The organism is Roseiarcus sp. (assembly GCF_052145395.1).
Classification (GTDB): domain Bacteria; phylum Pseudomonadota; class Alphaproteobacteria; order Rhizobiales; family Beijerinckiaceae; genus Roseiarcus.
The window spans coordinates 1-10,282 of record NZ_JBKQOT010000161.1 but is presented as its reverse complement, the minus strand read 5'-3'; the positions used below and the strand labels follow the sequence as shown (position 1 = coordinate 10,282).

At 66.5% G+C, this 10,282-nt stretch carries 15 protein-coding genes; 13 read left to right on the top strand and 2 right to left on the bottom strand.

What is annotated here, in order from left to right; all coding sequences use genetic code 11:
• The coding region (gene fabI, locus ACLP25_RS05655) for an enoyl-ACP reductase FabI (protein WP_442468251.1) at positions 1–828 on the bottom strand (828 nt) is incomplete at its 3' end.
• Between the two features lie 172 nt (positions 829–1,000).
• Positions 1,001–1,939: a DnaJ C-terminal domain-containing protein gene (locus ACLP25_RS05650; RefSeq protein ID WP_442468250.1), complete on the bottom strand. Its 939-nt coding sequence runs from the start codon at positions 1,937–1,939 to the stop codon at positions 1,001–1,003.
• Between the two features lie 237 nt (positions 1,940–2,176).
• On the opposite strand from ACLP25_RS05650, the gene pdxH reads away from it, so the two are divergent.
• The 13 genes from pdxH to ACLP25_RS05585 form a co-directional block, all read left to right on the top strand.
• The gene (pdxH, locus tag ACLP25_RS05645) at positions 2,177–2,776 is read left to right on the top strand and encodes a pyridoxamine 5'-phosphate oxidase (protein WP_442468249.1); all 600 of its coding nucleotides are present in this window, start codon (positions 2,177–2,179) and stop codon (positions 2,774–2,776) included.
• A gap of 8 nt (positions 2,777–2,784) precedes the next feature.
• Positions 2,785–3,549 (top strand): trans-aconitate 2-methyltransferase, encoded by a 765-nt coding sequence (gene tam, locus ACLP25_RS05640; RefSeq protein WP_442468248.1) that lies wholly within the window; start codon positions 2,785–2,787, stop codon positions 3,547–3,549.
• Positions 3,550–3,652: 103 nt separating this feature from the next.
• Entirely contained in the window at positions 3,653–4,012 is a 360-nt protein-coding gene (locus ACLP25_RS05635; RefSeq protein WP_442468247.1) for a response regulator, read from the top strand.
• A gap of 40 nt (positions 4,013–4,052) precedes the next feature.
• A complete protein-coding gene (ruvC, locus tag ACLP25_RS05630) occupies positions 4,053–4,556 on the top strand; it encodes a crossover junction endodeoxyribonuclease RuvC (protein WP_442468246.1) in 504 nt (167 codons plus the stop codon).
• Positions 4,553–5,167 carry a Holliday junction branch migration protein RuvA gene (gene ruvA / locus ACLP25_RS05625; protein ID WP_442468245.1) on the top strand — a complete coding sequence of 205 codons (615 nt, stop codon included), beginning with the start codon at positions 4,553–4,555 and terminating at the stop codon, positions 5,165–5,167. Before ruvC ends, ruvA begins: the two co-directional genes overlap by 4 nt.
• 43 nt (positions 5,168–5,210) lie before the next feature.
• Positions 5,211–5,423: an AbrB/MazE/SpoVT family DNA-binding domain-containing protein gene (locus tag ACLP25_RS05620; RefSeq protein WP_442468243.1), complete on the top strand. Its 213-nt coding sequence runs from the start codon at positions 5,211–5,213 to the stop codon at positions 5,421–5,423.
• Positions 5,423–5,803, top strand: a complete 381-nt coding sequence (locus ACLP25_RS05615; protein WP_442468242.1) for a type II toxin-antitoxin system VapC family toxin — start codon at positions 5,423–5,425, stop codon at positions 5,801–5,803. Before ACLP25_RS05620 ends, ACLP25_RS05615 begins: the two co-directional genes overlap by 1 nt.
• 70 nt (positions 5,804–5,873) lie before the next feature.
• Positions 5,874–6,458 (top strand): hypothetical protein, encoded by a 585-nt coding sequence (locus tag ACLP25_RS05610; RefSeq protein ID WP_442468241.1) that lies wholly within the window; start codon positions 5,874–5,876, stop codon positions 6,456–6,458.
• The gene (ruvB, locus tag ACLP25_RS05605) at positions 6,458–7,492 is read left to right on the top strand and encodes a Holliday junction branch migration DNA helicase RuvB (RefSeq protein WP_442468240.1); all 1,035 of its coding nucleotides are present in this window, start codon (positions 6,458–6,460) and stop codon (positions 7,490–7,492) included. The genes ACLP25_RS05610 and ruvB overlap by 1 nt, the downstream gene beginning before the upstream one ends.
• Positions 7,493–7,533: 41 nt before the next feature.
• The gene (locus ACLP25_RS05600; RefSeq protein WP_442468239.1) at positions 7,534–7,677 is read left to right on the top strand and encodes a histidine kinase; all 144 of its coding nucleotides are present in this window, start codon (positions 7,534–7,536) and stop codon (positions 7,675–7,677) included.
• Positions 7,674–8,627 (top strand): tyrosine recombinase, encoded by a 954-nt coding sequence (locus ACLP25_RS05595; RefSeq protein ID WP_442468238.1) that lies wholly within the window; start codon positions 7,674–7,676, stop codon positions 8,625–8,627. The genes ACLP25_RS05600 and ACLP25_RS05595 overlap by 4 nt, the downstream gene beginning before the upstream one ends.
• Positions 8,624–8,932, top strand: coding sequence for a DUF167 family protein (locus ACLP25_RS05590; protein WP_442468237.1), 309 nt, complete (start codon positions 8,624–8,626; stop codon positions 8,930–8,932). The genes ACLP25_RS05595 and ACLP25_RS05590 overlap by 4 nt, the downstream gene beginning before the upstream one ends.
• Before the next feature lie 140 nt (positions 8,933–9,072).
• A partial coding sequence (locus tag ACLP25_RS05585; RefSeq protein ID WP_442468236.1) for an ABC transporter substrate-binding protein occupies positions 9,073–10,282 on the top strand: 1,210 nt, incomplete at its 3' end.

Below are 10,282 nucleotides of genomic sequence, written 5' to 3'. Positions count from 1 at the left end.
GGCGACCGAAATATCAGGGGCCGCAGGGTTCTTCATGCCGACGATATGATAGCCGGCGTCGACGTGCAGGATCTCGCCGGTCACGCCGCGCGACATCGGTGAACGGAGATAGACCGCCGACTCGCCGACTTCGTCGATCGTGACTGAACGCCGCAGCGGCGCATTATGCTCGTTCCAGCGAAGGATATAGCGGAAGTCGCCAATGCCCGACGCCGCCAGGGTCTTGATCGGGCCGGCGGAAATGGCGTTGACGCGGATGGCCTTCCCGCCGAGGTCGGCCGCCAGATAACGAACGCTCGCTTCGAGAGCGGCCTTGGCGACGCCCATCACATTATAATGGGGCATCCATTTCTCGGCCCCATAATAGGTCAGCGTCAGCATCGAGCCGCCGTTCGGCATCAGCTTTTCCGCCCGCTGCGCGATCGCCGTGAACGAGTAGCAGGAGATCGCCAGCGACTTCGCGAAATTGTCCTCGGTCGTATCGATATAGCGGCCGGTCAGTTGGTCCTTGTCGGAGAAGGCGATGCAGTGGACGACGAAATCAAGCTCGCCCCATGCCTTGTCCGCCTCGGCGAAGACAGCGTCGATCGACGCTCCATCGGTGACGTCGCAATGGCCGAACACTTCGGCGCCGAGTTCCTGGGCGAGCGGACGCACGCGCTTCTCCAGCGCCTCGCCCTGGAAGGTGAAGGCCAATTCGGCGCCGGCCGCGCGTGCGGCCCGTCCGATTCCCCAAGCGATGGAGCGGTTGTTGGCGACGCCGAAGATGATCCCGCGCTTCCCGCTGAGGACGCCCGTCGACGCAACGGCCAGATTCGCTTGCTCCATCAAGTCCTCGCTTAAGCTCCGACGCGGCAATGTTTTCGGTTTCCCTTAGCGTTGCTACACGCACATGGGAAGCCGGCGGCGAGTTTTCCCACGTCACAATATATGTGGGATCGCTCATATGAGCGTCGTCCCGGCCCCGGTCCGGTGGGCCAAAATCCCGATGCCGATCGCCTCAGCCGCGGGCCGAGCGCGGATCATAGGGCTTGCGGTCGCGCCATTTCCGCATGAGCTCCATGAGTTCCGGATCCTCCGCGGTGGGCAGGACGATCCGGATCGTGGCGAGCAGGTCACCGGCAGGAAGATCGCCCGCCGCCGGCAGGCCCTTGCCCCGTAACCTCAGCGCCCGTCCGCCGCTCATGCCCGGCGCAATCGACATCTCGACGTCGCCGCCGAGCGTCGGCACGCGCACTTTGCCGCCGAGGACCGCCTCGTAAAGCGTAATCGGCAAATCGAGCCGCAGATCGCGGCCTTCGACCTTAAACAGGGGATGAGGCGCATAGCGAATCGTGACGATGACGTCGCCGGCGGCGCCCCCGCGGCCGCCGGGATGACCTTGGCCACGCAACCGGATCGATTTCCCCTCCTCGATCCCGGCGGGCACGGTCGCGTCGAGCGTCCGGCCGGTCGGCAGCGCGACCCGGACAGGGGCGCCGCTCGCGACCGTCGACAGCGGCACGGCGACCGAAACCGAAATGTCCTCTCCCTTGGAGGCCTGCTGCTGCTGCGGCCGCGTCCGGCCGCGCCGGCCGCCCCCGAACAACTCGGACAAAATGTCCTGGTCGATCGACCCCGCCCCGGTGGCAAATCCGCCTGGCCCGAAGTCGAAGCCGAAACCCCCGGCTCCGGGCTGACGGCCGAAACCTCCAAATCCCTCGAATTGCGGCGCCCGCGGCTTGCCTTCGGCGTCGATCTCACCGCGATCGAACGCGGCGCGCTTCTTCTCGTCGCCGAGAATCTCATAGGCCGACCCGACCTCGGCGAATCGCTCCTTGGCCCGCGGCTCCTTGCTTTGGTCGGGATGGAATTTCTTGGCGAGCTTGCGGAAAGCGGATTTGATCTCAGCCGCGCTGGCCGATTTCGGCACCCCGAGAACCTCATACGGATTACGCATCATGAGCCCAATGTGACACGGTCGCCTTTTTCGAAGCGCGGCCGCCGATGTCTCCCAGCCTTATCTGGGTCTTCGTTCGGCGGCTGGCAAGGTTGCGCGGCGCCGCGGCCGTCGCGCAATGATTCGCGTAGCTTTCCCGATAGACGCGCGGTTGTCGATCCCGGAGGAGGGGGGTAAGACCCGTTTCCCATAGATCGGTTTCACCGGATCAGGAGCGGCTCAGCCGTGGACAGCTCAATGGGCGATTTCACTGAGGCCGAAGACCCTTTCGCCTTGTTCGACCTCTGGTTCCGGGAGGCCTCGGCCAGCGAGATCAACGATCCCGAGGCGATGACCTTGGCGACGGTCGACGACGCCGGCCTGCCGGATGCGCGGACGCTGCTGTGCAAAGGCGTCGATGCGCGGGGCCTCGTGTTTTACGGCAATGTCGAAAGCGCCAAGGGTCGCGAACTCGCCGCCCACCCCAAGGCGGCGGCGCTGTTCCACTGGAAGTCGCTGAGACGGCAGGCGCGGTTCCGCGGGCCGGTGAACCCGCTCCCGGACGCCGAGGTCGACGTCTACTTCACTTCGCGTCCGCGGCAGAGCCGCATCGGCGCTTGGGCGAGCCAGCAGTCCCGTCCACTGGAGTCGCGCGCGGCGCTCGAGGCGGCGGTGGAGTCGTACGCCAAGAAGTTCGGTGAAGGCGACATTCCGCGACCGGCCTACTGGCGCGGCTGGCGCCTCGCGCCGCTGCAGATCGAGTTCTGGCATGACGGAGCGTTCCGCCTGCACGACCGCGTCTTGTTCAGCCGAGCCGACCTCGACGCGCCATGGGAGCGTCGGCGGCTTTACCCGTGAGCGGCGCCATGACCTGGTCGGCGGCCCAATACGTGAAATTCGAGGAGGAGCGCACCCGTCCCGTCTGGGATCTGGTTTCGCGCGTGCCGCTGGCCGTCGCGCGGCGCGCCGCGGACATCGGCTGCGGGCCCGGCAACTCCACCGATGTGCTCCGGGGGCGTTTCCCGAACGCCGACATCGTCGGAATCGACAGTTCGGCGGACATGATCGCGGCGGCGCGAAAGCGGCTGCCGGACATCGCCTTCGAGGTCGCCGACATCGAAGCTTGGACAGATTCGGGCTTCGACGTCATCCTCGCGAACGCGGTGATCCAGTGGATTCCGGATCACGAATCCCTGCTTCCGGCGCTGATTGCCAAGCTCGCCCCTGGCGGCGCGCTCGCCGTTCAGACCCCCGATAATCTCGATGAGCCGTCCCACCGCCTGATGCGTGATGTCGCCGCCGACGGGCCGTGGGCCGGAAAACTCGCGGACGCCGCGAAGGCGCGCGCGGCGCGCCGCGGCGCGGACTGGTACTACCGGCTTCTGCGGCGCCACGCGCCCCGTGTGGACATCTGGCGCACGACCTATTTCCATCCGCTTCAGGGCGCCCACGCCATCGTCGAGTGGGTGAAAGGTACTGGCCTACGGCCCTTCATCGACCCGCTCGACGCCGAAGAGCGCGAGGCCTACCTCGGCCGCTACGAGGCGGCGATCGCCGAGGCCTATCCGGCGGAGGCAGACGGCGTGGTCCTGCTGCCCTTCCCCCGGCTGTTCTTCGTCGCGACCCGGTAGGCGTCACGTCGCGAGGCGAAGCCTGCCAAATCGAACGATCGCTAAGCAGGGTGCATAATCGATCTGCCGTTGGAGACCTTAAGATGCGCCCCGGGGAGGGCCGATGAGCGAGGACGGGCTGACCGGACAGAAGATTTTGATCGTCGAGGACGAGTTCGTCGTCGCCGACAGCTTGGCGATGTACCTCGAGTCGCTGGGCGCCGCCATCGTCGGCCCGGCTTCGAGCGTCGCCGCCGCCGTGGACCTCATTCGCGCGGCGGACCGTCTCGACGTCGCAATTCTGGACGTCAACCTGCAGGGCCAGCACGCCTTTCCGGTCGCCGACGCGCTTATTGCGCGCGGCGTTCCGTTCGTTTTCGTCACCGGATACGGCCCCGACTCGATTCCCAAGCGCTATGGCCGGGTTCCCAGACTCACGAAGCCGTTTCAAGCCGATGAGTTGGTCAAGCTTCTGGGCCGGTAAGCGCCTCGCGCCGCCCGCAAATTCGTATAAGACACGTCCCATGTCTCTCGGCGCGATTCGCATTCTCGGCGTCGACCCCGGCCTCAGAAGTACGGGCTGGGGCCTGATCGAGGCCGCCGGGTCGCGGCTCAGTTTCCTGGCCTGCGGCTCGATCCGGACGGATGCGCAGACTTCGCTCGCCGTGCGGCTCGCCGCGATTCATCGCGCGCTGACCGACCTTATCGAGCAGAACGGCCCTGGCGAGGCGGCGGTCGAGGAGACCTTCGTCAATCGCGATCCGCAATCGACCTTGAAGCTCGGGCAGGCGCGCGGCGCGGCGATCGCCGCGCTGGCGCTCAAAGACCTGCCGGTGTCCGAGTACGCCGCGAACCTCATCAAGAAGACGGTGGTGGGCGTCGGCCACGCCGAGAAGAATCAGGTGGTGATGATGGTCAAGATGCTGCTGCCGGCCTCGGACGCCGGGAGTCCGGATGCCGCCGACGCCCTCGCGGTCGCGATCTGCCACGCCCAGCATCGCATGGCGCGCGCGAGAGGCGCCGCATGATCGGCAAGCTGCGCGGGATCGTCGACAGCCTCGACGAGGACGAACTCATCCTCGACGTCAACGGCGTCGGCTACGTGGTCGCCGCCTCGGCGCGGACTCTCCGCGCGCTACCGCCGCGCGGGGCGCCGGCGGAGCTCTTGATCGAGACCCACGTGCGCGAAGACGCCATCAAACTCTACGGCTTCATGACCGCAGCCGAGCGCGACTGGTTCCGGCTCTTGCAAAGTGTGCAGGGCGTCGGCGCCAAGGTTGCGCTTGGCATTCTCGGCGCCCTGACGGCGGACGCGCTCTCCGGCGCAATCGCCCGGCAGGACAAGGCGATGATGGCGCGCGCCCCCGGCGTCGGCCCGAAACTCGCGGCCCGGCTGGTGCTGGAGCTCAAGGACAAGGCGCCGGCGCTTGGTCCCGCCGGCTTTGGCGATGCGCCCTTGAGCGTCGAACGCGACGCCAGGCTGCCGAAGCCGGCGCAAGACGCGGTTCTCGCCCTCGTCAGTCTCGGCTACGCGCAGGCGCAGGCGGCGGCGGTGATCGCCAAGGCCTCTGGCGAACTCGGGGCGGAGGCGCAGACGGCGGCGCTGATCCGGGCGGGCCTGAAGGCGCTGGCGCAGTGAATGGTTCTTACTATATTGGCATCGATGGCAAAAAGGTAAGAGCATGTCTGCGACAGCGACGGTCTCGTCGAAATTCCAAGTCTCTATCCCAAAAGAGGTTCGCGACCGGATGGGGCTGCGGCCGGGACAGAAGGTGGCCTTTATCGCCAAGATCGAGGGCGTGCTGATGGTTCCGGTGCCCGGACGTGAAGAGATTGCGGGCATGGCCCGCGGAACAAACCCAGAGGGCTATCGCGATCGAAACGACCGCTTCTGATGAGGGTCGTCGATACGTCAGTCTGGATCGAATGGATACAGGACACGCCGCTCGGGCAGCGTCTGGCCCTGGAGTTACCGCGAAATGAGGACTGGATCGTCCCAACCATCATTCAATACGAGCTTGCGCGCTGGCTTGCGCGCGAATTGTCCGATGAGGCGGCATCCCGATTGCTGGCGTTCACGACGGAGCTGGCCGTCATTCCTGTGACAACCGACCTTGCGACGAAAGCGGCGGAATATGCAGCGCTCTATAAACTCGCAATGGCGGATTCGATCATCTACACGACAGCCGTGGATTCCGGAGCGGATTTGCTGACCTGTGACGCGCATTTCGCCAAATTGCCGCACGTTGTTTACTTGGCGAAGCATCCGCGATGAAGGTCGCGCGCCTTTGCTTCTTCATGCGGATGACCGCGCTAAGCCGGTCGGCCTCAAAGGCGCTGGCGCAATGACGGTTTCGGTCCCGCAGCGGCGCTTTCTCGGCCCCTTTATCGGCATCGCGTTCCTGTTCGGGGCGCTCGGGCCGCCGATCGGAGGGGCGACGTTCGTTCCGCTCGCGCTTCTCCTCAAGGCGCCGGCCGCCGCGGGCGCTTTCGCCCTTACGGCCGTGGTCGCGTCGCTTTTCGGCCACTGGGTCATGCTGTTGGCCGCCTACGGGATCGGTCTTGGGCCGGCGACGGCGACCGGTGTCCTTTACGCGCTGTGGGACGCCGCGGCGCCTAAGCGGTGGCCGCGCGCGCTCATCGCCGCCGCGATCGGCGGGGTCCTGGCCTATGCGGTTGCGCTGCGCCTCGCCGCGTTCGGCGCCTCTCTCGACATGATGTTCGAAACCAACTTCCACGCCCCGACCGCGCAATCGATCAGCTTAACGACGCCTGCCCCGGCGGAGCCCGTCACGACAGGGAGCGGTCTCGTCCGCGCTTTCGTCATGAGCGGCGCGGTCGCTGGCCTCGCCTGCGCGATGGCCGCCAGTCTCTGCGGTCTGACCATGCAGCCAAGCCCGTTCCGTCCGGGCGCCGAGGGAGCCGCCTGATGGCCGACGCCCCGCGCCGACTCGTTTCCGCGGAAAAACGACCGGAGGACGACGCAGCCCTGCGCCCACAGGTTCTGGCGGACTTCACCGGCCAGGAGGCGGCGCGCAAGAACCTCAAGGTGTTCATCGAATCGGCCAAGGCCCGCGGCGAGGCGCTCGACCACGTGCTGTTCGTTGGGCCGCCGGGCCTCGGCAAGACGACGCTTGCCCAGATCGTGGCGCGCGAGCTCGGCGTCAATTTCCGCTCGACCTCGGGCCCAGTGATCGCCAAGGCCGGCGACCTCGCCGCCCAGCTCACCAATCTCGAGCCGTGCGACGTGCTGTTCATCGACGAGATTCATCGGCTCAACCCCGCGGTCGAGGAGATTCTTTATCCCGCGATGGAGGACTTCCAACTCGACCTCATCATCGGGACGGGACCGGCGGCGCGCTCGGTGAAGATCGATCTCGCCAAGTTCACCCTGATCGGCGCGACAACGCGCGCCGGGCTGCTCACGACGCCTTTGCGCGACCGGTTCGGCATTCCGGTGCGGCTCAATTTCTATACCCCCGAGGAATTGCAGAGCATTGTCGCGCGCGGCGCGCGCGTCATCGGCCTCGCGCTCGCGGAAGAGGGGGCGAACGAGATCGCCCGCCGCTCGCGCGGCACGCCGCGCATCGCCGGGCGGCTACTGCGCCGCGTCCGCGATTTCGCCGTGGTTGAGGGGTCGAGCGAGGTGACGCGGGCGCTCGCCGACGAAGCCCTGCGGCTCCTCGACGTCGATTCGATCGGGCTCGATCAGATGGACCGCCGCTATCTCGACGCGATCGCGCTCAAGTTCGGCGGCGGGCCGGTCGGGGTCGAGACCATCGCCGCGGCGCTTTCGGAGCCGCGCGACGCGATCGAGGACATCATCGAGCCCTACCTCATTCAGCAGGGCTTCGTGCAGCGGACGCCGCGCGGGCGTCTGTTGACCTCGCATGCGTTCCGGCACCTGGGACTCGCCGAGCCGCAGCGCGAGGGGCCTCAGCCCAACTTGTTCGACGACGAGTGAGGCGATAATCGCCTTGCTCGCTGCTATTGCAGGACCAAGCTTTGCCGAGTCTCTTCCGCTTCCTGGTCGTCGTCGCCGTGCTGGCGGGCCTCGTCTATGCCGGACTGTACGCCCTGGCGAACTTCGTCCAGGTCAAACCCCGCGAGATTACCCAGACGATCCAGTTGCCGAAGGCGAACCCATGACGAATGAGAGAGGCGCCCTCGTCGTCGGCTTCCTCGACGCGCTCGCCGCTGAAAGGGGCGCGAGCGTCCATACGATCGAGGCCTACCGGCGCGATCTCGACGATTATGTATCGCATCTCGGCGCAGGCGGAGGCGATCCTCTGACAGCCGGCGCAGCGGAGGTGCGCGCCTACCTTGCCGAACGCGGCGCCGAAGGCCTCAAGGCGTCGTCTCTGGCGCGACGGCTTTCGGCCATCCGGCAATTCCACAAGCATCTTTACGCCGAAGGACGCCGCGCCGACGATCCGACGCTGGCGATCGAGGGCCCGCGCCGCGGACGGCCGCTCCCCAAGGTTCTGACCGTCGACGACATAGAGCGGCTGATCGCGGCCGCCCGGCAGGGGCTCGACGACCCGGAGCGGCCGATCCGCGAGCGGCTCGCGCTCGCACGGATGACCTGCCTCATCGAGTTGATCTACGCCTCGGGCTTGCGCGTCTCGGAGGCTCTCGGCCTGCCGAAGTCCGTGGCCCGTACGAAAGAGTCGTTCGTCACAGTTCGCGGCAAGGGCGGCAAGGAACGCCTCGCGCCGCTGTCCAGGCCGGCCCGCGCCGCGGTGGCGGCCTACCGGGCCCTGCTGGGTGACGCTGCGCCTGGCCTCGCCGCCTCGCCCTGGCTCTTTCCGGCCGACAGCGAGAGCGGCCACCTGACGCGTCAAGCCTTCGCCCGCGATCTGAAGGTCGCGGCCTCGGCAGCCGGCATCGCGCCGGCGCGCGTCAGCCCCCACGTTCTGCGCCACGCCTTCGCGAGCCATCTGCTGCAGAACGGGGCCGATCTGCGCGTGGTCCAGGACCTGCTCGGCCACGCCGACATCTCGACGACGCAAATCTATACCCACGTCCTCGATGAGCGCGCGAAGGCGATGGTGCGCGATCTGCATCCGATGAACGACGAGGAGGACGCGACCCCGTGACCGACGACCCGTGGCGCGTCACCCCCGATGGCGTCGTCGTCGCTTGTCGTCTGACGCCGAAGGGCGGTCGCGACGCCATCGACGGTGTTGCGCGGTTGTCGGACGGAACATGCGTGCTCATCGCCCGTGTGCGTCAGGCGCCCGAGGACGGCCGCGCCAACGACGCGCTCTGCGCTCTTCTGGCGGCGAAACTCGATGCGCCCGTGTCCCGGGTCCGGCTGACCGCCGGCGCCAAAAGCCGGCTGAAGCAGGTCGCGGTGAGCGGCGATCCCGAGGCGCTCATCGCACGATTGCGGGCGCTGTGAAAGACGAAGCGTCACGACACCCGCCATTGCGCTTGAGCCGAAAAAGGGCTTCGATGCTCGGAGAGTTTGCTCGGCGTTCAAGAGGCTCGCGCTGCGCCGTGGCGCGCTAGCGGGGACGCCGCATTTCAGGAGGGATGTGCATGAAATCTGCCATATTCGCCGGCGTCACGCTGGCCGCCGTCATCGTGGGCGGGAGCGCGGCATCCGCAAAGACGCTCGTCTACTGCTCCGAGGGAAGTCCCGAGAACTTCACGCCGGCGATCAACACGACCGGAACCAGCTTCGACGCGGCGCGGCCTATCTACAACCGGCTGACCGAGTTCAAGCGCGGCACGACCGAAGTCACGCCGGGCCTCGCCGAAAGCTGGGACATTACCGATGGCGGCAGGACGATCACTTTCCACCTGCGCAAAGGCGTGAAGTTCCATTCCCTGAAGGACTTCAAGCCCACCCGCGATTTCAACGCTGACGACGTGCTTTGGTCGATCGACCGACAATGGATGCCGGACCACCCCTATTATAAAGTCTCGGGCGGCAAGTACGATTATTTCAACGACATGGACATGCCGAAACTGCTCGATTCGGTCACGAAAGCTGACGACTACACGGTGGTGATGAAGCTCAAGGAGCCGAACGTCGCCATCCTCGCCAATCTGGCGATGGACTTCATGGCGATCGGGTCCAAGGAATACGCCGACTTCCTGCTCAAGAAGGGGACGCCCGAGCAGTTCGATCAGGCGCCGGTCGGAACGGGGCCGTTCTCGTTCGTCGCCTACCAGAAGGACTCGGTCATCCGCTACAAGGCGAACAAGGATTTCTATGGCGAGAAGCCGCTGGTCGACGACCTCGTCTTCGCCATCACGCCCGACGCCACCGCGCGCTACGCCAAGCTCAAGGCGGGCGAATGCCACGTCAACGCCTATCCGCGTCCGGCCGACCTCGCCGAGATGGAGAAGGATCCGACGCTGAAGGTCATCCACGCGCCAGGGCTCAACGTCGCCTACTGGGCGTTCAACAATACGAAGCCGCCGTTCGACAGGAAGGAGGTGCGGCAGGCCTTGTCAATGGCGATCGACCGCGACGCCATCATCAAGGACGTCTATCTCGGCGCCGGCGAGAAGGCGACGACGCTGATCCCGCCAACCATGTGGTCCTACGACGACAAGATCCCGGACGTCCCGTACGACCCTGAGAAGGCCAAGGCGATGCTGGCGGCGGCGGGCGTGCAGACCCCGCTCGAGATCGATCTCTGGTATCAGCCGGTGGCGCGCCCTTACAACCCGAACGGCCAGCGCATCGGCGAGATGATGCAGGCGGCTCTGGCCACGATCGGGGTCAACGCCAAGCTCC

Bases quoted from the DNA above. Each gene is read 5' to 3' on its own strand.
- ACLP25_RS05595 (WP_442468238.1), top strand. From the start codon at position 7,674: ATGACGAATGAGAGAGGCGCCCTCGTCGTCGGCTTCCTCGACGCGCTC.
- ACLP25_RS05620 (WP_442468243.1), top strand. From the start codon at position 5,211: ATGTCTGCGACAGCGACGGTCTCGTCGAAATTCCAAGTCTCTATCCCA.
- ACLP25_RS05610 (WP_442468241.1), top strand. From the start codon at position 5,874: ATGACGGTTTCGGTCCCGCAGCGGCGCTTTCTCGGCCCCTTTATCGGC.
- pdxH (WP_442468249.1), top strand. From the start codon at position 2,177: ATGGGCGATTTCACTGAGGCCGAAGACCCTTTCGCCTTGTTCGACCTC.
- ACLP25_RS05650 (WP_442468250.1), bottom strand. From the start codon at position 1,939: ATGCGTAATCCGTATGAGGTTCTCGGGGTGCCGAAATCGGCCAGCGCG.
- ACLP25_RS05635 (WP_442468247.1), top strand. From the start codon at position 3,653: ATGAGCGAGGACGGGCTGACCGGACAGAAGATTTTGATCGTCGAGGAC.
- tam (WP_442468248.1), top strand. From the start codon at position 2,785: ATGACCTGGTCGGCGGCCCAATACGTGAAATTCGAGGAGGAGCGCACC.
- ruvA (WP_442468245.1), top strand. From the start codon at position 4,553: ATGATCGGCAAGCTGCGCGGGATCGTCGACAGCCTCGACGAGGACGAA.
- ruvB (WP_442468240.1), top strand. From the start codon at position 6,458: ATGGCCGACGCCCCGCGCCGACTCGTTTCCGCGGAAAAACGACCGGAG.
- ACLP25_RS05615 (WP_442468242.1), top strand. From the start codon at position 5,423: ATGAGGGTCGTCGATACGTCAGTCTGGATCGAATGGATACAGGACACG.
- ruvC (WP_442468246.1), top strand. From the start codon at position 4,053: ATGTCTCTCGGCGCGATTCGCATTCTCGGCGTCGACCCCGGCCTCAGA.